Annotated in this window: 18 protein-coding genes; 8 read left to right on the top strand and 10 right to left on the bottom strand. The window is 39.8% G+C overall.

Annotated elements, in window-relative coordinates:
* Positions 1 to 214 precede the first annotated feature (214 nt).
* Positions 215 to 1,576: a lipid-A-disaccharide synthase-related protein gene (locus AACU25_RS02680; RefSeq protein ID WP_096573796.1), complete on the top strand. Its 1,362-nt coding sequence runs from the start codon at positions 215 to 217 to the stop codon at positions 1,574 to 1,576.
* A gap of 68 nt (positions 1,577 to 1,644) precedes the next feature.
* Here the strand turns inward: AACU25_RS02680 and AACU25_RS02675 are convergent, their stop codons facing one another.
* On the bottom strand, positions 1,645 to 2,364 hold the full coding sequence (locus AACU25_RS02675; protein ID WP_096573795.1) for a response regulator: 720 nt from the start codon (positions 2,362 to 2,364) through the stop codon (positions 1,645 to 1,647).
* A gap of 315 nt (positions 2,365 to 2,679) precedes the next feature.
* Here AACU25_RS02675 and AACU25_RS02670 point away from each other — a divergent pair, with 315 nt between their 5' ends.
* The 4 genes from AACU25_RS02670 (at position 2,680) to AACU25_RS02655 (ending at position 8,121) form a co-directional block, all read left to right on the top strand.
* Positions 2,680 to 4,638 (top strand): PAS domain S-box protein, encoded by a 1,959-nt coding sequence (locus tag AACU25_RS02670; RefSeq protein ID WP_096573794.1) that lies wholly within the window; start codon positions 2,680 to 2,682, stop codon positions 4,636 to 4,638.
* A gap of 333 nt (positions 4,639 to 4,971) precedes the next feature.
* Positions 4,972 to 5,403: a response regulator gene (locus AACU25_RS02665; RefSeq protein WP_096573793.1), complete on the top strand. Its 432-nt coding sequence runs from the start codon at positions 4,972 to 4,974 to the stop codon at positions 5,401 to 5,403.
* 181 nt (positions 5,404 to 5,584) lie between these two features.
* Entirely contained in the window at positions 5,585 to 6,952 is a 1,368-nt protein-coding gene (locus AACU25_RS02660) for a hybrid sensor histidine kinase/response regulator (RefSeq protein ID WP_096573792.1), read from the top strand.
* Positions 6,953 to 6,984: 32 nt separating this feature from the next.
* Positions 6,985 to 8,121 (top strand): ATP-binding response regulator, encoded by a 1,137-nt coding sequence (locus AACU25_RS02655; protein WP_096573791.1) that lies wholly within the window; start codon positions 6,985 to 6,987, stop codon positions 8,119 to 8,121.
* Between the two features lie 141 nt (positions 8,122 to 8,262).
* Here the strand turns inward: AACU25_RS02655 and AACU25_RS02650 are convergent, their stop codons facing one another.
* A complete protein-coding gene (locus AACU25_RS02650) occupies positions 8,263 to 8,715 on the bottom strand; it encodes a response regulator (protein WP_321206552.1) in 453 nt (150 codons plus the stop codon).
* Between the two features lie 1,140 nt (positions 8,716 to 9,855).
* Between AACU25_RS02650 and AACU25_RS02645 the strand changes: the two genes are divergently transcribed.
* Positions 9,856 to 11,058, top strand: a complete 1,203-nt coding sequence (locus AACU25_RS02645; RefSeq protein WP_096573789.1) for an AAA family ATPase — start codon at positions 9,856 to 9,858, stop codon at positions 11,056 to 11,058.
* A gap of 514 nt (positions 11,059 to 11,572) precedes the next feature.
* On the opposite strand, the gene AACU25_RS02640 is transcribed toward AACU25_RS02645, so the two are convergent.
* The 4 genes from AACU25_RS02640 to ndhL all read right to left on the bottom strand — a co-directional run bounded on the left by AACU25_RS02640 (position 11,573) and on the right by ndhL (position 14,012).
* Entirely contained in the window at positions 11,573 to 12,217 is a 645-nt protein-coding gene (locus tag AACU25_RS02640) for a heterocyst differentiation related protein (RefSeq protein WP_096573788.1), read from the bottom strand.
* 255 nt (positions 12,218 to 12,472) lie between these two features.
* The gene (gene trpA / locus AACU25_RS02635; RefSeq protein WP_096573787.1) at positions 12,473 to 13,279 is read right to left on the bottom strand and encodes a tryptophan synthase subunit alpha; all 807 of its coding nucleotides are present in this window, start codon (positions 13,277 to 13,279) and stop codon (positions 12,473 to 12,475) included.
* Positions 13,280 to 13,460: 181 nt separating this feature from the next.
* The gene (locus AACU25_RS02630; RefSeq protein WP_096573786.1) at positions 13,461 to 13,772 is read right to left on the bottom strand and encodes a DUF3007 family protein; all 312 of its coding nucleotides are present in this window, start codon (positions 13,770 to 13,772) and stop codon (positions 13,461 to 13,463) included.
* 24 nt (positions 13,773 to 13,796) lie between these two features.
* Positions 13,797 to 14,012, bottom strand: a complete 216-nt coding sequence (ndhL, locus tag AACU25_RS02625; RefSeq protein WP_369792174.1) for an NAD(P)H-quinone oxidoreductase subunit L — start codon at positions 14,010 to 14,012, stop codon at positions 13,797 to 13,799.
* A gap of 1,126 nt (positions 14,013 to 15,138) precedes the next feature.
* On the opposite strand from ndhL, the gene AACU25_RS02620 reads away from it, so the two are divergent.
* Positions 15,139 to 16,110: an SGNH/GDSL hydrolase family protein gene (locus AACU25_RS02620; RefSeq protein ID WP_096573785.1), complete on the top strand. Its 972-nt coding sequence runs from the start codon at positions 15,139 to 15,141 to the stop codon at positions 16,108 to 16,110.
* On the opposite strand, the gene AACU25_RS02615 is transcribed toward AACU25_RS02620, so the two are convergent.
* From AACU25_RS02615 to AACU25_RS02600, 4 genes are all read right to left on the bottom strand, one after another.
* Positions 16,094 to 17,047, bottom strand: a complete 954-nt coding sequence (locus tag AACU25_RS02615) for a DUF4351 domain-containing protein (RefSeq protein ID WP_096573784.1) — start codon at positions 17,045 to 17,047, stop codon at positions 16,094 to 16,096. The two genes, AACU25_RS02620 and AACU25_RS02615, sit on opposite strands and share 17 nt — an antisense overlap.
* 147 nt (positions 17,048 to 17,194) lie before the next feature.
* Positions 17,195 to 17,578 (bottom strand): hypothetical protein, encoded by a 384-nt coding sequence (locus AACU25_RS02610; protein ID WP_096573783.1) that lies wholly within the window; start codon positions 17,576 to 17,578, stop codon positions 17,195 to 17,197.
* Between the two features lie 195 nt (positions 17,579 to 17,773).
* Entirely contained in the window at positions 17,774 to 19,603 is a 1,830-nt protein-coding gene (thrS, locus tag AACU25_RS02605; RefSeq protein ID WP_096573782.1) for a threonine--tRNA ligase, read from the bottom strand.
* Between the two features lie 257 nt (positions 19,604 to 19,860).
* Positions 19,861 to 21,120 (bottom strand): FGGY-family carbohydrate kinase, encoded by a 1,260-nt coding sequence (locus AACU25_RS02600; RefSeq protein ID WP_096583441.1) that lies wholly within the window; start codon positions 21,118 to 21,120, stop codon positions 19,861 to 19,863.
* A gap of 156 nt (positions 21,121 to 21,276) precedes the next feature.
* Between AACU25_RS02600 and psaM the strand changes: the two genes are divergently transcribed.
* On the top strand, positions 21,277 to 21,387 hold the full coding sequence (gene psaM / locus AACU25_RS02595; protein WP_096573781.1) for a photosystem I reaction center subunit XII: 111 nt from the start codon (positions 21,277 to 21,279) through the stop codon (positions 21,385 to 21,387).
* Positions 21,388 to 21,622 lie beyond the last annotated feature (235 nt).

The raw sequence follows: 21,622 nt of genomic DNA, 5'->3' as shown, positions 1-21,622 counted from the left end.
GATTAGGGACTGGGAGAATAAAGGTATGAAGAAATTAAAGAAATGAGGGATATAGAGGAAGAAAAAGGAAGACATGGGAGAAATTGAAGAAAAATAAAAACAAAAGAGACATGGATGACAGAGAAGATAAGGGCAAGTAATACCCAGTCCCCAGTCCCCAGTCCCCAGTCCCTTATTAATCAACAAGACATTTAATAGTGAATTTTTGTTTCATATGAATGATGTATCGCCCTTATCTGTAGCGTCCCCAGCGCCATCTTCTAGTTCTCGTTTGCAGTTACTGGTATTAAGTAATGGACATGGCGAAGATGTAATTGCTATCCGGATTTTGCAAGCACTACAACAACAATCAAACCCACCAGATATTTTTGCTTTACCTCTGGTGGGTGAAGGACACGCTTATCAACAGTTGAATGTTCCTGTGATTGGTTCGGTAAGGACTTTGCCTTCTGGCGGTTTTATTTATATGGATGGACGACAACTAGCCAAAGATGTCCGTGGTGGTTTATTGCAATTAACCCTCAGCCAAATTAAAGCTGTGCGTCGTTGGGTGAAATCGCAAAAAAAACAAGGTAATAGAAAAGCAATTTTGGCTGTAGGCGATATTGTCCCACTTTTATTTGCTAAATTTAGCGGTGCTAACTATGCTTTTGTGGGCACCGCGAAATCGGAATATTATGTGCGTGATGAATCTGGTTTATTACCACGTAAAAATAAAGGCGCAAAATGGGAAAACTTTTCTGGTTCGATTTACCATCCCTGGGAACGTTGGTTGATGAGTCGTCGCCATTGTCGGGCGGTGTTCCCTAGAGATTCGCTAACCACAGAAATCTTAAAAAAATGGCCGATTCCCGCTTTTAATTTGGGTAATCCGATGATGGATGGATTGTCACCATCCTTTCCTACGCAACGATTTTATAGCGGAGATATCCAGCAACAAGAAATCGCCCGCCCACTGATTGTAACTCTGCTCCCTGGTTCTCGCGCACCAGAAGCATATAATAACTGGGAAACCATTACAGTTGCGGTGTCTGCATTACTTGCCAGTTTCCGGGAACGAGATTCGGTTTTTAACACTTCTGGCACAATAATATTTTTAGGAGCGATCGCACCTAGTTTAGACTGTAACACTTTAACCAAAACTCTCACCATCCAAGGCTGGCGTTCTCAGTCTGAGTTACCTATCCAACTGAGCGACCCTAATGCATTGACATTTAAGCAAAAAAATGCTTATTTTATTCTAACACAACAAGCCTATAACGATTGCTTGCATTTAGGAGATTTTGCGATCGCAATGGCAGGTACAGCCACAGAACAATTCGTAGGTTTAGGAAAACCTGCGATCGCGATTTCCGGTCAAGGGCCGCAATATAATCCTGGCTTTGCCGAAGCACAAAGTCGCCTTCTGGGGCCATCTTTGATTTTAGTAGATCAACCCAGCAAAGTTGCCAAAGAAGTGCAGTCTTTATTCCAGAATCCCGACAGGTTGCAAATAATTGCCGACAACGGTCTACTGCGGATGGGTCAACCAGGCGCAGCACAACGCATTGCTGAGTGTTTGCAATCAAGGTTGTGAGTGCTGAGTCAAGAGTCAAGAGTCACAAGTTACTTTTTCCCAGTCCCCAATCCCTAATCCCCAGTCCCTTATCCTACTAACCCCGAACGCAAGGCGCGAACAGCAGCCTGTGTCCGGTCATCAGCGCAGAGTTTATTGAGGATGTTGCGGACGTGGGTTTTGACGGTACCAACTGTAATGTAGAGTTTTTCGGCAATTTGACCGTTGCTACAACCTGCAACAATCAATTCCAGAATTTCTAATTCCCGTTGTGTCAGGGGGTAGGTTTCTAAAACTTGTTCGTACTCTGATGCTAAAGCCTCAATTTTCACTGTTTTCGGCTTATCGCTAGCTTGGGTGTCTGTGGGTAAACCTTGCCGCATTTTCCGTAATACTACGTTAGCGATCGCGGGGTCAATCCAAGAGTTACCTGTAAATGTTGCTTGAATGGCTTCTGTTAATCTGCTAATACTAGTTTCTTTCATGTAGTACGAGTCTGCACCGGCAGCAAATGCAGCTAGTACGGCATCCTCTGTATGATCCATTGTCAGGATGAGAATTTTGGTGGCTTGACCAGTTTCTGCTTGCTGGCGCTTAAATTTACGGGTGAGTTCAATGCCATCCATGTCAGGTAAGCCAATATCTACCACTGCTACATCGGGTTTAGCAGTTTCTAAAAGTTTTAATCCTTGAGTAGCGTTGGCTGCTTCACCAATTACTTTCAGTCCACTCTGAGACTGTAGTGCAGCCTTTAGACCCATCCGAGTTAAATCGTGATCCTCAATTAAAATAATGCTAATTTCACTCATTGCGACACTCACGTTCTGTGACTCCATCTGCTTAAATACTAAGTTTTGTAAGCTATTTATCTACTTTTACCAAACCAAAGATAGATGATTATTACACTTGCGTGCATCCACCGATAGAAATAAGAAATTTACGTTTTTTGGACTGGATAGATGTAAATATCTGACCGCAGATGTATAGATATTTTACAAGAAAAAATGAAATATTTAGATAAACTGCCGCTTGCCCTATTCTTTCGTTTTTAGCTAGAGAGCGATCGCTCATAAAACTTCCGACTATAGTTGTGAGATTAAGAGCTTGAAAATAAGCTAACAAAAATGGAAAGATATCAACAAACTAAAGCTGGCATAGAACAAATTGAGCGACCAATGAGGGCAATATTTAACCAAAGTTTTGAATTTATTGCTCTCTTAGAGCCAGATGGCATTCTGATTGATATTAATCAGACAGCTTTAGATTTTGGCGGACTAACTAGTAATGATGTGGTCGGTTTGCCTTTATGGGAAGCTAGTTGGTGGCAGTTAACCAAAGCAAATCAGGTAAAAATCCGAGAAGCGATCGCTGTTGCTGCTAGTGGCGAATTGGTGCAAAATCGAGTTGAAATTCTGGGAACAAGTAATACAGTCGCTACTTTAGAATTTACAATTCGCCCGATTAAAAATCAAAGTGGGCGGATTATTTTGTTAATTTTCAAAGGTCGGGATTTAGGCGATCGCAAATTATTAACAGGCGAACACAGTGTTACAGCTAAGACAGAAAATGCTCACACTCAATTGCCATTTGATGCTGATATATTTCACAATATCCCCTTCGGTTTGCAGATTTGGCATTTAGCCAAACCCAATAATATTAACTCCTTACAATTATTAGCAGCTAATCCGGTTGCTAGTGAGTTGATGGGGATAAATTTATCAGAATATATCGGTAAATCAATTACAGAATTTTCTCCTGACCAGTTGATATTAAATCAGGCAAATATCGAACTTTATGCCAAAGTAGCTCTTTCCGGTCAAGGCGAAGTCAAACAAATTGATTACTGCAATCAAAATACTCCCTATAGTTTTTTCAATGTCAGAGTATTTCCCTTACCAAATCGTTGCGTAGGAGTGGCTTTCGATCATATTGCTCATTGTCAGTTAACAGAACAAGCATTACAAGAAAGTGAGCAAAGATTCCAAATCATGGCTAATAATGCACCGATGATGATTTGGATGTCGGGATTAGATAAACTGTGCAATTTCTTTAATCAAAGCTGGCTGGAATTTACTGGCCGGAGAATGGAACAAGAATTAGGTAACGGCTGGTCACAGGGAGTACATCCAGATGATCTGCAATATTGTTTAGCAACTTATATTACAGCCTTTGACAATCGCCAACCATTTAGTATGGAGTATCGCCTACGACGGTTTGATGGTAAATATCGCTGGATATTAGATACAGGAACTCCCAGATTTACAACAGATGGTAATTTTGTAGGATATATCGGTTCATGTATTGATATTACCCATCACAAACAAATTGAACAGGCTTTACAACAACGAGCTGAAGAACTTTCACGCTCTAACAAAATTCTGGCCCAAACCACCACAATTTTGCAAAAGCGCAATCAAGAACTCGACCAATTTGCTTATGTTGCTTCTCACGACCTGAAAGCACCTTTAAGAGCGATTGCTAGTCTTTCAGAATGGTTAGAAGAAGACCTCAAGGGACAGCTTCCCCCAGAAAATCAACAGCAAATGCGTTTGCTACGTGGGAGAGTGCGGCGCATGGAATCACTAATTAACGGCTTGCTGGAATATTCCCGCATTGGACGCATTCAAACACCATCTTCCCAGGTAAATGTGGGTGTATTGCTCAAAGAAGTCATTGACTCTTTACAACCACCAACAACTTTTCACATCGAAATTGCCCATAAAATGCCTACCTTGATTGCTAAACGCCTACCCCTACAACAAGTATTTGCAAATTTAATTAGCAATGCCATTCAGCATCACTCCCGAATAGATGGTATGGTCAACATATCAGTTCAAGAAAGAGGAAAATACTACGAATTCACCATTGCAGATGATGGGCCGGGCATCTCCTCTGAGTATCACGATAAAATATTTACGATCTTCCAAACTTTAGAATCGCGCGATCGCAAAGAAAATACAGGCATTGGTTTGGCGATCGTCAAGAAAATTGTCGAAACCGAAGGAGGTACGATTAGCTTAGAATCCGCAGTCAATCAAGGGAGCATTTTTCGCTTTACCTGGCCCAAGCAACCTGATGAGTAAAAGTACTCAAGCTTATGGTACATAATCTATTAGTAAGCAACTCAGACCAATGACTGAGGACGGGCTGGCACCTGCTCATTTACAATTGGGTTGAGCATGATAAAGTAATTTATTTTACTTTTTATCAGCTACGTCTGCTTTCAGGGGCTAATAACCACCTGTTTATTAATTGCTTGCTAATGATCACCACACTGAAGTGAATTAATTTAGCAGGAGAAATTTTTTTATGTTCTCCATTTCGGAATATATTAGCTCTGCTGTAATAGCTATTTTAAGCTCATACATTAGAGATTAACCACATTGCTGAAAAAAAAGAATATATAAAAGCAGAAGATGACAGAAAGAGTAATTAACATTCTATTAGTGGAGGACGATGAAGTTGATATCATGAATGTCAAGCGGGCATTCAAGAAAGTTAATATCACTAACCCGATTTATTTAGCCAATAATGGGCTAGAAGCATTAAATATGCTTCGCGGTCATGGTGACCAACCCCCTGTAATTCCCACAGAACGCCGCTTGATTCTCCTAGATTTAAATATGCCCAAAATGGGCGGCATAGAATTTCTGCAAGAATTACGTTCTGACCCAAGGTTAAAAACAACTCCTGTGGTCGTAATGACGACATCAAATCAGGATCAAGACCGAGTAGAAGCCTATAACTTAAATGTTGCTGGCTATATCTTAAAGCCTGTCACATTCTCCAATTTTGTCGAGATGATGGCAACTCTTAACAGGTATTGGATACTGTGCGAAATGCCTTAATCAGCTCATACCTGAGGGGTAAAATACCGGATTTTTGATTGTACGTTGGGAATCAACAGCCATAAAGATGAAGTATAGAAAGTAAGTATTACCCAATCTAATATCTAATATGATTAGTTAAATAGTTTGAAAATGGTAATGCTATAGATCAACCTGTATTTGACAGCGAAAATAAAAGCCGATGGAAGAGACGCTGAAAATTTTGGTTGTAGATGACGATGAAGTAGACCGCATGGCAGTACGACGAGCCCTGAAACAAGCAGGTGTGTCAATGGAACTGTCAGAAGTAGGCGTATGTAATGATGCGATCTCTACCCTCAAAACTACTACTTATGACTGCGTTTTTCTTGACTATCGCTTACCAGATGCTGATGGTTTGACCTTGATTCAAAAATTACGCGCTCTAGAAATTAAAGTACCTATCGTAGTACTGACAGGTCAAGGAGATGACCAAATTGCTGTTGAGTTGATGAAAGCTGGTGCGACAGATTATTTATCCAAAGCTAAAGTCTCTGCAGAAATTTTGGCACAAGTTTTGCGGAATGCTATTCGCGTTCATCGAGCGGAAATGCAAGCTGCTTTGGCTCATCAACAACTTAAAGAAAGTAACGAGCAACTGTTAAGAAAAAATCAAGAATTAGAAAGACAGCGCCAACAAATTCATCTACAAAATTTAAGATTATTAGAGGCATCACGCTTAAAATCGCAGTTTTTGGCAACAATTTCCCATGAACTGCGAACTCCCATGAATGCCATTATTGGTTTTTCGCAAATCTTACTACGTCCCAAATTTGGGCAACTGACAAATCAGCAAAAGGATATGGTAGAACGTATCCTCAATAATGGTAAACATTTGCTGATGTTATTAAACGAAGTTCTCGATTTTTCTAAGTTAGAAGCTGGCAGGTTTGAACTCAAGCCAGAATGGGTTGATTTGCCAAAAATAATTGATGCGACTGTCGCTGAAGTTAGTTCTTTAGCAGAAGTTAAGAATCTATCTTTATCTGTACAAATAGATTTAGAAAATCCCTTAATATTTAATGACTCCAGTCGTATCCAACAAATATTAGTTAATTTACTGTCTAACGCCATAAAATTTACAGAGTCTGGGAATATTGGGGTTGAGGTAAGTCAACTCCCAACCGATAGTATTGCCATTACTGTGCGCGATACGGGAATTGGTATTGCATCTCGAGATTTTAAATTAATTTTTGAAGCTTTTCGGCAAGTCGATCAAAGTATTACTCGCAAATACCCAGGTACAGGTTTGGGTTTAGCAATTGTCGATTCCTTAGTCAAAATGATGAATGGCAAAATCATTCTCAAGAGCCTATTAGGAGTTGGCTCTATGTTTAGAATCGAATTGCCACGTCAAATCGCATTATCAACTACAAAAGTTGATGCTCATGCGTTAAAATATGATAATGATTATATTATTTGCTCTGCTCAGAATCCCCATCAAAGTTATTCGGAATCGAGCCAGAATCCTCATAAACATCATTCAGAATCTCACAGGGTATCGATGGGTTCTCCTAACGTCAGGTTCTAAAATTAATCCTAAAAAAGCTAAATTGATAGATCATGTCTGTTGCAGAAAATTCTAAAGTTTTTCGTATTCTGGCTGTTGATGATACTCAAGATAATCTCATATTAGTGCAAACAATTTTAGAAAGTGAAGGATATGAGATTGAACTAGTATCCGATGGTTTATCAGCTTTAAAAAAAGTTGAACAATCATCATTCGATTTAATTTTATTAGATGTGATGATGCCAGGGATGGATGGCTATGAAGTTACACGTCGCATCCGTGGAAACCCAGAGCTAAAGAAAATCTATATTCCCATTCTTCTGATCACCGCCTTTCATGAATCTAGCGTAGTGGAAGGTCTAGACGTTGGCGCTGACGACTTTATTCGCAAACCATTTGATACTGATGAACTACTAGCCAGAGTGCGATCGCTTTTACGGCTCAAAGAAAGTCTTGACGAACAAAGAAAAATGGCTCGTCAGAGAGAAGACTTTGTTTCTCGCCTCACCCATGATTTGCGAACTCCATTAGTAGCAGCCGATCGGATGCTGTATTTATTTCAGGAAGAAGCTTTCTGTAAAATCTCCCCTGAAATGAAACAAGCAATCAGCGTCATGATTCGCAGTAACCAAAATTTGATGCAAATGGTCAATACCCTCTTAGAAGTTTCTCGCTTCGAGGCTGGTAAAAAAACCTTGAACTGGGAAAGTTGCGACCTCAAAGAAACAGCACAAGAAGTAGTTAGCGAACTGAACCCCCTAGCAATGGAGAAGCAGTTAACTCTAAAAGTAGACACTCATAAATTAGACTCACTAGGAGACAAAGCTGGTGTAGTTATGGGTGACAGCTTAGAACTAAGAAGAGTTTTGAGCAATTTAGTAGGAAATGCTATCAAGTTTACAGATACAGGTGGCGTAAAAATTCGCTTGAGTGAAGAACCTTACGGGCCGCAAAAACAAACTTATCTCACAATTGAAGTTGAAGATACAGGCTATGGAATTGCACCTGAAGACCAAGCGACAATTTTTGAGCGCTTTCGTCAAGGTAAAAACAAACGCTCCGGAAGTGGCTTAGGCTTACACCTATCCAGCAGAATTGTAGAAGCACATGGCGGTAAAATTGAAGTTAATTCTGTAATAGGTCAAGGAAGTAAATTTACAGTACACTTGCCAAAAAATACTGAAGAATAAGCAATTCAAAATTCAAAATTTATAAATGTCGCTTACATAAAGTACAGCTTTTGAAAGCTGCTTTAGACTAAATAAATTAGCGTACAAATTCATGCTTGTTTTAATTACGAATTACAAATTACGAATTAATAACTACCAAAATCATTCTTTACATAACTCAAACCCTGATGTGGAATCAATCTTCCCACACAGTAAACGGCGAATCACAGTTTCTAATTCCTCAATCATATAAGGTTTGCTGAGGTAGGCATTAAAACCAGCCTTCAGAATACGTTCTTTATCTTCTCTGCTGGCTAAAGCTGTGACTGCTACTACAGGAATGTTGCAAGTGAGTGCATCTTGCTGTAAATAACGCACTACATCGATACCGCTAATAGTGGGTAATAAAATATCTAAAAGAATCAAATCTGGCTGGTACTCTTTAGCAACTAATACGGTATTAGTACTATCTTTTTGACAAATAAATCTACAACCAAGTGATTCAAGTGCATAACTCATCAACACGAGATTATCATCATGATCTTCTACTGCCAAAATTAAAGGCCGCGGAGAGTTTTGCTTCTTTTCATCACTCATGAATGAATGTGCTAACATTTCTTCTCCAGAATATTTAAATAAGACTAATTACCTATAGCGAAATCACAAATTTTGCACCATTAAGGATGAACTTGCATTTCGCTATCATGCAATTAAGAATCTTGATTCACGGTGTATGCGCTGAAGTTTATCAAGCTTAATCTGAAGCAATAGCAGTTACTCTTGTATTATATGCAAAATTAAAGAATGTTTTTAGGTTTATAACATAAAAACTTCAAATAGTCAGAAAAGTAGATATAACTTAATGACCAAACTATAATGCACTTTTAGGTACATTATTGGCAGTTAAATATACAGGTATTTATCAAAGGAAAATACCTGTAATTACAGCAATTAACGCAAAAGCATAGCCTGCTAATTCAGGACTTTTCTCATCTCTCAAAGGTTATAAAACTAACTCATCCTATAAATGAATATAGCTTTCTGAAGCACTTATTGTAAGTGGTGATTACCCACAGCATCACAGCTAAAGTTTAAGCGCACATTAGGCAACTAGTATCAATATGAATTTTGCCAGTAGTAAAAAGAGAAACTAATAACATCTGTCAAGAGGCATGATTTAAGAATGAAATTTCTCTTGTCATGTCTGATCTAAATTTATTGACAATCATGCCAACCTCAGCAGGGTTGTCCGGACTTGACAGGTTGGAAATTTTTGTAATACAATGTAATACAAAGGATACTCAATTATATAAATTTAGATGCCGTTCTATCTTCTTTCCATTTATACAGAAAGAAACCTGTCAAAGATTAACCACAGTTTTTTTGATTCTTGAGAATATAAAGTTTCGCCACCTTTAGATAAGTGTATATACTCTGTCTAGATAGCAATTTTTGTCAGGCTTGTACTGTCTCATCCTAGCTCAAATAGTGATTTTTACGTTTTGGGTAGTACGCATTGGGTGGTTAATGTGTATTAGTAGCCGCAAATCGCCAGTAACTACTATCGCTACGCTAAATTTAAATAACCCTTAAATTTTTCTATAAAAATTAAAATTGCAACTTCATGCATTACATAGCTTTGTGGAATGATATATTTCCTTCCCAGCTAAATGTACTAGATTATACTAGAAAAAACTTTTTGACCTTTTATGCGTCAACATCAATTAACTCTACTACCGCTACATCAGTAAAAATATGGTTTTTGATGATTTTAGAAATAACGATGGCAATTCCGCAAATAACAACCGTCAAAACCTTCTAAGTAGCGGTTGGCGACCATTTCAACGTGACTTTGATTTAGCGTATTTTGGGCAGGTTCTCTTTCATGACACCCAAGAGTTAACCCAAAAAACTATTAACTTAGCTAGTTATTATGCTGATGCGTTAGGTAGAAGAGATTACAGTTGGTGGGCAAATATATTAAATGTCGCTTCCGATTATACAAGGGGAGAACTCCAAAAATTTTGGAATTTCATTACCCCAGAGCCGCTAACACCAGATAACCGCTATAAGGAAGTTTTGAGTACAGAAACTCCCATTATGCAATTTGTCAGCCGCAATAGTATTCCCATTGATTATGTACTAAATCGGTTGCAAGAAATTACTGTATTGCGAGTCTTAAAAATCTTAGACCGACCGGATATTATTACTCAATATTATTCAGAACGTGATTTTTACTTTCCTGTTGAGAAATTTATCAATTGGGAACGGATAGATGTAATTAATACTGTGTATGCGTACTGGTCTAAATACGATATTTGGCTGCAAATTGACCCTTACGATCGCGGACGGCGACAATATACTTTAATGGCCAGAGATATGGCTACCTTAATTAATAAAGCGACTTATGATTTAGCCGTGATGTTAAGCGGTTATCAAAGCCGTGTAGGTAAAGTTAACAGCTTATTTCCTATTCGCACATTTCCCCCAGATATTCAAAACTTCACAGACACAGTACAACAAGCAATTCTCAATCAACATCAGTTAGCTGTGGTTGTACATGGCGAACCTGGTACAGGTAAAACTGCATGGACACAAGCAGTAGCCCAAGAAATTCTTGTACCTTTAGGCTTTGTGATTTTTATCTTAGATCATGATGCAATTACTAATTTTGTGCCACCCACTTATCTAGAAAGAATTTGCATCATTATTAATGAAGCTGATAACTTAGCCCAAAATCGCGCTTATGAAGTAGCGCAATATAACAATAAAACTGAACATATTCTTAGTTTATTAGATGGTACTTTGTACCAGAGCGTAGTTGATGAATCTGGTATTCAGATGAAGCAGCGTTTAGTAGTGTTGATGACTTGCAATACTACAGAAAGATTAGATCCAGCAATGTTACGCAAGGGAAGAGTAGATTTAATCTATGAATTTAATCAAAAATTTGTTTAATAATTGGACTTACGCAAGTGTCACATTTTTTTCGTTTAGGCTGTCAAGGGTCAAAAGTCAAAAGTCAAAAGTCCAAAAAACCTTAATTTTTGACCCTTAACCCTTGACTCTTAAACCAGAAGATGAGTATACCAGTTGCGTAAGTCTTGAATAAGTAGGGTGATGCAATTAAAAATAACAGGGAAGAACTGTCATTTGTCCTTGGGCATTGGTAAGGGTTTCAAGCTTATTTATGTTGCGTAATATAGTAGAGATGCGTTACGCTAACGCATCTTACATGAATTTCAGCGGATTCCTAAATATAAGCAAATTAGATGTGTTTTAGTAATTACGAATTACAAATTACGAATTACGAATTACTAAATATGTAAATATACTCACTTCTGCTATTTTTCTTGATAAGAATCAGATGTGAGTTATTTTTTATATGATTTTAGTATTTGGAGTTATTTCCTAATCAAGACCAATTAACATCAAGGTAGTTGCTAACCCTGCTAACTACTATATTTGGCTACTAACGCAATTCGTCGTATTCTGGTGTTTCTACACGTCTTGTTTCTGAACGAGGGGGTAAAAACTCCGCACGACGGACAGGAACTAAAGGAGGTGTAGGCCCTTGGTAGGGATGAATTACTTGCACAGTGCGGGCTGGACGCTGTTTTGGAGAAAATAAAGCCAATACTCCAGCGACGACAACACCACCACCAATGGTGAGAGTCATACCTCCCACAGCCCAAACTATAGGAGAAGACCACCAAGGATTTTGTGGTTGTAAAGCTGCTCTTTGGTTATTTTGTTGAGCAAATAGCTGTTGCTGTTGCTGCTGCTGGTTGTAAGTTTGAAATTGCCACTGGAGTTGTTGATTTTGTGCTCTCAACTGCTCGTTGTCGCTTCTTAATTTCGCCATTTCCGACTTCACTGATTCCAATTCTGCTCGCTGATCAGAATTAGGCCCAAGAGGTTGCGGATTCGGATACATTGGTTGCTGATAGGGATACTGAGGTGGAGTAACTACCTGAGGTACCACAGTAGCTGGCATTTGCGGAGCTACAGCAGCAAAGTTAGGTTGTAGCGAATTACCACCTGCTCCTTTGAGCAATACAAGAGCTGCCAGCCCAGCTACAGCAACTCCGCCGATAAATGCCATACTTTCACTCATCGCCTCTGCCCCTTAACTGCGACTGAACTATAAACATTTTTAATTTACTCACTCTCACACTCATACTTGCTCTTGTACTTCACATAATAATCACATATACAGCGATGATCTTAGCTGTTTATTCACAGCATGATATCTACTGAATAATATTCAAGATTATACCTGTTAAATTGTCTACCAGCTAAGGGCACAAAAAACTACACTGTTATATATTTTTAATCTACTTTTTCTATCTGAGCAAGATGAGTATTTGTACTAATTGCTATTTGTCTTGATAGCTGCCTTGAGATTTTCGCAAAATTCGGCGATCGCACTCAATCCTTCGGCTGGTGTACCTTCTGATAACCGTTTTACAAAAGCACTACCCACAATTACGGCATCGGCTCCCCAATCTTTTACCTGACGAGCTTGTTCTGCTTGGGAAATACCAAAGCCTACACCAATGGGTTTATCCGTAACATTACGAATTTTTTTGAGTAAATCTGATACTCGTGATTCTATCTGCGAGCGTATACCTGTGACACCAGTCACACTGACTAAATAGATAAATCCTTGGGAAGAACGAGCGATCGCTTCTATGCGTTCTGCTGAACTTGTTGGTGCTATTAACAAAGTTAAGTCAATTCCCATTTCACTGGCTGGTTGGAGTAACCCAGAAGCTTCTTCCATAGGTAAATCTGGTACTACCAAACCTGCTACCCCAGCCGCCGCAACTTGCTGGAGAAACTTGTCAATCCCTCTATGCAAAATGGGGTTGTAATAAGAAAACAAAACAATTGGCGCTTTTACATCGGGAGTCGTTGCTTGCAACATTTCCAGCACCCGATCTAATGTGGTTCCTTTTTCCAAAGCGCGGGTAGCAGCCGCTTGAATTACAGGCCCATCTGCCAAAGGATCGGAGTAGGGAACACCTAGTTCAATGATATCTGCCCCACTGCGATCGAGAGTCCGCAATGCTGCCGCTGTTGTTTCTAAATCTGGATCGCCAGCCGTAATAAACGGAATCAAAGCAGTTTCTTTATTGCGTCCAAGAGTTTCAAAGCAGTGGGAAATGGCAGTCATTGGTCAAGATTCAAGAGTCAGTTGTCATATAGTATCAAACAACGGACAACGAACAAACGGCCTATGACAACTTCGAGTTAATCAGCAGCAATCAGTATAACGATAAAAAGGCAAAGGGGAAAGAAAACCTCTCCCCTTTGCCCTACAAAGCTTGATATAGATGAGGTTAAAGCGCGCCTACTTACACCTGAGTTTGTTTTTCTTGTTCGATCTCAGCTTCAATTTTGGCTAATTCTTCGGGAGTTAATTCGTCCAGGCGCTTTTGGAAAAAGGCTTGTTCATAATCTTCCCGTTGTTGGTGGTAGGTCATTTTTTTACCCACCGCACGGAAAATATAGGTAGCTAACCAGCCCAGCAATCCACTGATTAGCAAGACTTGGCTCCATATACCAGCTTGTTGACCATCTAACCCTACTAGCTGTAAGCCGATATATGCTACACCTCCAGCAACAAAAAAGCCCAAGCCAATTCCTATAGCATCAATGCGTCGCATGAGATTTATGACCTACCAATATTGTTAAACTTCAATTTTGCGGGGCTGGGGTCGAATATTTACAAATGGTGATAGAACCAACAACCCCGGAAAGAAAAAGAACACCAAAAAGTACATAAAGGTACGCTCTACAGAACTAGCCACATACCAGCGCAGCTTTAAGTAAAATAAAACAGCTACTGGGAGCACTAACAAGTAAGCTCCAGCTAAAGTCAGATACAGCAGGGCTACAATCATAATTCTTTCTCTAAGATAGACAAGAACGTTCAGGACATCTATTTCTCATCATAGGCTGAATGGCGAAACTCAGGGAAGTGGGGCTTAGAGGTAATGGGAACTGGGGACTGGGGAGATGATGGAAAATAATAAACACCCAATTACCCATTCCCAAACACCCAATTTAAATTTTTAGTTGCAATTTTCTATAAGGTAGTGTTAAACTAGGAAAGGCTTGTGGCAAAAGAATACTGCGTAACCCAAAATTAATAGGCTTTGCCTAGTTAAAGAGAGGGAAACAAAAGTATTTCTAAAGCTAAAGAGCGATCGCAAAATTTTATTGATGTTCATGCAATAATAATTTTTTGCGAAAGCAGCAAGCTGGTAAAATTGCTAATTGTGAACAAAATTTTTTGAAATTTTAGTTGCACAAAAACGCAATTAATGGTGGAATGTATGAGGAGGTTTTTTAATCCTCTGAAATACAGATAGCCCCTAGCCAAAATAGGGGGGTGTGGCGGAATGGTAGACGCTACGGACTTAGCCAACTGAGCCTTGATAGAGAAATCTTTCAAGTGTCAGCTCTCAAACTCAGGGAAACCTACATCTTGTAAAAGACATGGCAATCCTGAGCCAAGCCCGAAAAATTAAGACATTTAAGTTTTGATTACACTTGAATCAAAATTTTAAAATCTTAAGTTGCGGGAAGGTGCAGAGACTCGACGGGAGCTACCCTAACGTAAAGCCGAGGGTAAAGGGAGAGTCCAATTCTCAAAACCTAAAGTGTGAACAACTCTTAGGAAGTAGCGAAAGCTGCGGGAGAATGAAAATCCGTTGATCGTAAAAGGTCGTGTGGGTTCAAGTCCCACCACCCCCATAAAAATTTAAAATCTAAATTTTCTCTTGTTGTGACTTTACCCATAACTTTGCCACAACTGTAAGCTTTTGCTTGCAAATAAAGAGTGGCAAGGTTTTCGTTTTGCCGAACCAGCAGGAGCAAAGCAAGTTTTATCAAAACTCAATAATATACCCTTAGGTGTAGACCGCCCTTGGGATTGCTTTGTTCTTTCTTTCAGATTTAAGTGATGACGGTTATCATGGTCAAGATTTCGCCCATTGGGTTTGAGATGAATGTGGAGAGTCTTTGCCAGTGAAGTTAGCACTGATAGTCATTTTGGTAGTGGTGATTGGGTTATCCCTAGTAATTGAGATGGGATTGCGATCGCTGTTTGGTTTTGGTAATCCGCTAATTTACATTGGCGATCAAGAAATCGGTTATTTGTTAGCACCTAACCAACGCACCCGTCGTTTTGGAAATCGCATTGAGATTAACGATTATTCCATGCGTAGCGGGGCGATTACACCAACACCTGCGCCTACAACTGTGCGAATCCTGCTTCTGGGAGACTCTATCGCTAATGGCGGCTGGTGGACGGATCAAAAGAATACCATCTCGGAATTAATGATGCGTTCTTTAAGTGCTACACGCACTGAGAAATATCAACAAATTGAAGTGTTAAATGCATCAGCTAATTCTTGGGGCCCCAGAAATGAATTAGCCTATATCCAAAAATTTGGTGATTTTCAAGCCCAGGTAGTCGTTTTATTAATAAATACTGATGACTTATTTGCTACTGCTCCCACATCCTTACCAGTGGGACGCGATCGCAACTATCCAGATCGTAAACCACCCTTGGCTTTAGTGGAAGTTTGGCAACGCTATATCACTAAGCAAAAGCCAATACCAGAAATTACAGCCTTGCAAAATGAACCAGGAGATCGCGTGGGAATTAATTTAGATGCGATCGTTCAAATTAAAACACTAACTCGCGAAAGAGACAGTCAATTTTTGCTGGTGATGACTCCCTTATTGCGAGAAATAGGTGATCCAGTCCCCCGCGATTACGAAATAGAAGCACGTCAGCGTTTAACTGACTTTACGCAAGCACAGCAGATTAAATATATAGACTTATTACCGATATTCAATTCAACAGCCAACGTCAAAGCCTTATATCAAGACCATATTCACCTTAATTTACAAGGTAATCAGTTAGTCAGCCAACTCATAGAGCGATCGCTGATGGAACTGATGCAAGAGAAACTTCCTACTGTGCTTGATTAGTGTCTAACCATCTCAACAAATCTTCAATGGCTGTAAAATCTAGCAAAGCCTCACCAAGTTCTTCTAACTGATTGAGAGAAAGAGTTTGGATGCGTAAGCGAAGTGATTCGGGTAAATTTCCAAACCGTTTTTGTAGTTGTCGGACAACCAGAGTTTGCTCACCTTCTTCTCTTCCTCGCTCGTAGCCAATGCGCTCACCTGTAGTAATGTAGCTCATAGTTCGCTCCTGTTCAAATTGTTTAAACTCTTCCCAAAACTCCACTTCTAATGCTTTTGGTAAAATCATAACCCAGTCAATGAAGCGATAAAGGTTACGAATATCTTTTTCTTGCCAACCTTGTTCATACAATCGTCGAATTAAACTAAATTTCCAAGTTTTGCGTTCTTGGGGTTTTTTAGTTGTTTGTTGTGTTTTTAAATGTGCCATTACTACCGTTGCAAAGGGATTATCGCTAGCTTCTAATTCCGTCCAACGTGTTTGGTAATCCCAAAGCTTAACTGTTCCAAATTCAAAGTTCAGCCTAGTATCAGGGTAATTATAACTATATTGGTTTGGTCGCCATGTCGAGTCCGCATCGCACAAAATGGCTAGACTAATTGCGGGTTTGCCGAATCTGTCAAAAATTCGCAGATTGTATGAAAACATTCTTTCGGCAAAGTTTGCTTCTGGTGTTGCCTGAATTTCTATATGTATCAATAGCCAAATTTCTTCGCCTTGGATGTGCCAAACTTTGACTAATTTATCTGCATATCTTCTTCCTTGTTCGGCATCCCGCGCTATTTGTTGAAATTCCTTATCTAAAAATTCGTGGGGATATTCCCAGTTAATTAATGCAGCTGTTCGCGGAAAGAAAAATTGCATCGCTTGTGGAAAGTAAGCTTCTAAAATTTCTTTCCAAGGACTATCTTGATCCGCTCTTTCGCGTTCCTCTGTCATGAGTTGATTAGTAGTACACCCGAAATTCTCAATTGCTAGTAGTAATAGAGTGAGTTATGGATATTCTACAACCCCGATAAGTAGCTAAGAACTTTTTCCTGCCAAAAGTTGATCCGGTTTTCTCGTGTTGCTGGTTTACGCATTAGTTCATTGGACAGTTTCTAGGCGAAAACGCTTAAATGCTCTAGCTGCTTCGGGAATTAGTTCAATGTACCAATACCCATTTATTTCATCTGCAAACCAACTAATTATTGCCAGTGCTGGTGGTCTAAATTCGTCATATTCTAGTTCAAAGAAGTTGCAGAACTTTACGCCTAAATGACCTATTTGTCCAGAAGAGTTACCATTATATCCCGCAGATGCAGATAACTCCCAAGTACGTAATCTGCGATTGTCTATCATAAAGTAACTGTGCTGATACAGCTTATTCAAAATTGCTTTGTGTCCTGGTGTCAATCCTTCATAAATTGAGTGAAATGCTTCCAGATATTCTTCTTCTGAAGGAATATAACGTTCATTATCATTCAACACTCTATTCTTATCCTTGTAATTTACTATAATGTGATTATTCAGTAGTATTGTTAGCTAAAACCGTAATTATTACTAATTAAACACATAAAAATGAGATAGGCAAATTGCCTATCCTCATAAGAAATTCAGTTACTTTAGACAAACTTTTTACTGTACTTTTGTTGTTTGGCTGGCTAATCACTAGCCAACGGTTTGCTAGAAGTTCTCGAAGTTAGCGATCGCAGTTTTTAATTTATCTAAAACCTCATCTACTGCAATAACGCCTAATTCCCCAGAAGCGCGAGTACGAATACTCAAGCTGTTGGTTTCAACTTCTTTGGCTCCCACGACTGCCATTACGGGTATTTTTTCTTTCTCAGCATTACGGATTAATTTACCCAAGCGATCGCCACTCAGATCAACTTCGGCACGGATACCCAAAGCTTGCATCTTCGCGACGACTTCTTTTGTAAAATCAATTTGTGCTTCACCTACTGGTAGCAATCTCACTTGCACTGGTGCTAACCATAAGGGGAAATCACCCGCATACTCTTCAATCAAAATCCCTATTAGCCGTTCCAGTGAACCAAAAGGCGCACGGTGAATCATTACTGGACGTTTGCGGGAACCATCTTCAGCAACGTACTCTAACTCGAAACGTTCTGGTAAGTTGTAATCTACTTGTACAGTTCCTAATTGCCATTCTCTCTCTAGGGCATCACTAAAGATAAAGTCGAGTTTAGGGCCATAGAAAGCTGCTTCACCAATTCCCTCAAAATGTTCCATCCCTAGCTGTTCCACAGCACGGCGAATTGCACCTTGAGATTTTTCCCAAGCTTCATCCGAACCAATATATTTATCGCTAGCTGGATCACGGAAACTGAGTCTAGCTTTAAAGTTCTTGAGTTGCAGTTTATTGAACACCGACAAAATCAAATCAACGACGTTCAAAAACTCGCTGTCTAGCTGTTCGGGGGTAACAAACAGGTGAGAGTCATCCACGGTAAAGCCGCGTACTCTGGTTAAACCGCCTAATTCCCCTGATTGTTCGTAGCGGTAAACAGTACCAAATTCTGCCAAGCGCATTGGTAGTTCCCGATAGGAACGCAATTCACTCTTATATATTTGGATATGGAAAGGACAATTCATTGGCTTCATCACAAAGCCATTTTCTAAAGCCGCAGCTTCCTCATCCTCCGCCATTAAGGGGAACATATCTTCTTTATACTTCTGCCAATGCCCAGAGATTTTAAATAAATCTACTTTGGCGATATGGGGCGTGACTACAGGTAAATAACCCCGTTTTAGCTGTTCCTGTTTCAAAAAGTCTTCTAACAGATTCCGCAACAAAGTTCCTTTGGGAGTCCACAAAGGTAAACCCGGCCCCACGAGGTCAGAAAATATAAATAAACCTAGTTCTTTACCTAATTTGCGGTGATCTCGGCGCTGTGCTTCTTCTTTGCGCCGCTTATATTCAGCCAATTGTTCGGGATTTTCCCAAGCAGTAGCGTAAATCCGTTGTAGTTGGGCTTTGGTTTCATCACCACGCCAATAAGCACCCGCAACGCTTTCTAATTCGATAGCTTTGGGGTTAATTTCGCTGGTATTTTCTAAATGCGGCCCCGCACACAAATCCCACCATTCATTCCCCAGGTGGTAAATTGTGATAGGTTCTTCTTTGATATCTGCCAGAATTTCTAACTTGTAAGGTTCTTTAATTTCCTGAATCCGACGTTCAGCTTCTTCCCGGCTGACTTCTTCCCGAACTACTGGTAATTTGCGATTAATAATTTTTACCATCTCTTTTTGGATGGCTTTTAAATCCTTATCAGTGAATGGTTCTGGATTGTCAAAATCATAGTAAAAACCGTTATCAATCCAGGGGCCAATTGTTACTTGCGCCTTAGGAAACAGCTTTTGTACGGCCATAGCCATCACATGAGAAGCAGTGTGACGGATTTTTTTTAAGTTTTCCGATTCGCTGCTACGAGGTAAGTACATTTTTGCAGGTTGTTCTGATTGATTGGGAACTTGATTAGGCGACATCGGCTGCTAAACCATTGGCGAAGTGATTGCTAAAGTGATTGATCAGTGAGTGTTCTGAAAAATCTACCCAAATATAACATGGGCAAATATGCCATCTTAACAGGCTTTTCCCTATGCTAGATCAACTCTTACAGCTTCAGCTGAAGTTGATGGAAATGGGGAATGGGAAATGGGAAATGCGGAAGGGGTAAGGGAGATGAGGAAGATAAATACTTTTGTTTTGTACAGACGCGATTCATCGCGTCTGTGCAACTGATTCAGAACTCAGAACTCCGTAACCCTCGCATGGCTAAAAGCGCTGTCCCATAGGCTGCTTCTGTATTTTTGGATGAAACTACAGGGACTTTTAAATATCTTTCACGAATCGCAGTCCAAGTATTATTCGCTGCACCACCACCAGCAGTATAAACTTGCGTTAACTGCTCTGCGCCCATTTGCTGTAATAATTCATACCCACGCATTTCTATGCGGGCAATACTTTCTAATAAACCCTGCAAAAATTCCACAGGATTATCTGGGAGTGGTTCTAAGCGTGGGGGTAGATTGGGGTCGTTTATCGGAAAGCGATCGCCTGGTTTCAATAAAGGATAATAATCTAATTGGCTGGCTGTACTAGCATCAATCTGACTACTCAAGCTTTTTAACTCAGCATCAGTAAAAAATTGCCGCAACACTGCACCCCCAGTATTAGAAGCACCACCAGTCAACCACAAATCACCCAAGCGATGGCTGTAAATTCCATATCGCGCATCTTCAACACGAGTTCGACTCAAGAGTTTGAGTACTAATGTTGAACCTAAGGAAGTCACCGCTTCCCCTGGAGATTTAGCGCCACTTGCAAGAAAAGCCGCAATACTATCTGTCGTTCCAGTGCATACCAAGCAATCATGGGGTAAACCAAATTTAGCTGCAATTTCTGGGGTTAATTTGCCAATAGGTTTACCAGGAGGTAAAACTTCAGGTAGCTGGATAGGAATATGCAAATTTTCTAGCCATTGGGGGTATTTTAGCTCTTCAACGTCGTAACCCAGTTTTAAAGCGTTGTGGTAATCACTTATACCTAAGTGTCCATGCAGCAGAAATGCTAGCCAATCTGCTTGATGCAGAAAATATATAGCTTGGCTAAAGGTGGATAACTGCGACATCCACAGTAGCTTTGCTAGGCTAGAAGTAGCGCTGACTACTGTATGATTTTCTGGAGCGATGCTTTTTAACTGTTCTAGCATCACTGAGCCCCGCGCATCGTTATAAAGTAGAGGCGCGTCTACAGGCTTCCCTGCCGCGTCTACTAGCAAGACAGTTGAAGAAGTCCCATTAATAGCGATCGCTTTAATTCTCTGCCTTAAAGCCGCTGGAATCGACGCTAAAAGCGTAAATAAAGCCTGCTGCCAAACATCTACCCAATCATCGCTAATTTCCCAAGGATACTTGATCTCTGTCTGGATGGTAGCTTCAGCATCAATTACTATCGCCCTTGCGCCAGAGGTACCAAAGTCTATCCCCAGAAATAAATTCATAGATTTATATATTTTGTTTAAAAAGAATAAATAATAGATACTGATGGAACACTGCTTTTGTTGCATCTTGTTACAAGATATTCCACAATTCTTGCAAAACAAGGAAAAGTAGTAAACGAACTATTCAAATAATTCATTGAGTTTAGGAGGTTTCCTATGTTCCTAGCCGTAACATCTCTCTCAGATACTCAAGTTTACATCGCTTTAGTTGTAGCGCTGCTTCCAGGGCTTCTAGCTTGGCGTTTAGCTACAGAGCTTTACAAATAAAGCCAATCTGTGACACAGTTATTAGACTAAAATTCCTGGCATTAGTAAGTAAACTTGATCGACATTGATCGCTAGATGCAATCAACAGTTTGAGCAAGCATACGTACGTATGCCAGGTTTATTTTTTGGCATTGAATACACGTGTAGCATTTAGCGAAAAATGAAGTAATATGGCAGCTAACTCTGGCTGTAATCGTTGGAAGTCAGCTTTTTAGGCTGTTCTCTGTCAATTTAC

It is taken from the genome of Tolypothrix tenuis PCC 7101, from assembly GCF_963874875.1.
GTDB lineage: Bacteria > Cyanobacteriota > Cyanobacteriia > Cyanobacteriales > Nostocaceae > Aulosira > Aulosira tenue.
The sequence above is the reverse complement of the archived record's forward strand: the minus strand, read 5'-3'. Positions and strand labels throughout refer to the sequence as shown.

What these genes read in the sequence shown, in the direction of transcription:
- AACU25_RS02600 (WP_096583441.1), bottom strand. Translation starts at nt 21,120, where the DNA reads ATGAATTTATTTCTGGGGATAGACTTTGGTACCTCTGGCGCAAGGGCG.
- AACU25_RS02630 (WP_096573786.1), bottom strand. Translation starts at nt 13,772, where the DNA reads ATGCGACGCATTGATGCTATAGGAATTGGCTTGGGCTTTTTTGTTGCT.
- AACU25_RS02645 (WP_096573789.1), top strand. Translation starts at nt 9,856, where the DNA reads ATGGTTTTTGATGATTTTAGAAATAACGATGGCAATTCCGCAAATAAC.
- AACU25_RS02655 (WP_096573791.1), top strand. Translation starts at nt 6,985, where the DNA reads ATGTCTGTTGCAGAAAATTCTAAAGTTTTTCGTATTCTGGCTGTTGAT.
- AACU25_RS02650 (WP_321206552.1), bottom strand. Translation starts at nt 8,715, where the DNA reads ATGTTAGCACATTCATTCATGAGTGATGAAAAGAAGCAAAACTCTCCG.
- AACU25_RS02640 (WP_096573788.1), bottom strand. Translation starts at nt 12,217, where the DNA reads ATGAGTGAAAGTATGGCATTTATCGGCGGAGTTGCTGTAGCTGGGCTG.
- trpA (WP_096573787.1), bottom strand. Translation starts at nt 13,279, where the DNA reads ATGACTGCCATTTCCCACTGCTTTGAAACTCTTGGACGCAATAAAGAA.
- AACU25_RS02660 (WP_096573792.1), top strand. Translation starts at nt 5,585, where the DNA reads ATGGAAGAGACGCTGAAAATTTTGGTTGTAGATGACGATGAAGTAGAC.
- psaM (WP_096573781.1), top strand. Translation starts at nt 21,277, where the DNA reads ATGTTCCTAGCCGTAACATCTCTCTCAGATACTCAAGTTTACATCGCT.
- AACU25_RS02665 (WP_096573793.1), top strand. Translation starts at nt 4,972, where the DNA reads ATGACAGAAAGAGTAATTAACATTCTATTAGTGGAGGACGATGAAGTT.
- AACU25_RS02680 (WP_096573796.1), top strand. Translation starts at nt 215, where the DNA reads ATGAATGATGTATCGCCCTTATCTGTAGCGTCCCCAGCGCCATCTTCT.
- AACU25_RS02615 (WP_096573784.1), bottom strand. Translation starts at nt 17,047, where the DNA reads ATGACAGAGGAACGCGAAAGAGCGGATCAAGATAGTCCTTGGAAAGAA.
- AACU25_RS02670 (WP_096573794.1), top strand. Translation starts at nt 2,680, where the DNA reads ATGGAAAGATATCAACAAACTAAAGCTGGCATAGAACAAATTGAGCGA.
- thrS (WP_096573782.1), bottom strand. Translation starts at nt 19,603, where the DNA reads ATGTCGCCTAATCAAGTTCCCAATCAATCAGAACAACCTGCAAAAATG.
- AACU25_RS02675 (WP_096573795.1), bottom strand. Translation starts at nt 2,364, where the DNA reads ATGAGTGAAATTAGCATTATTTTAATTGAGGATCACGATTTAACTCGG.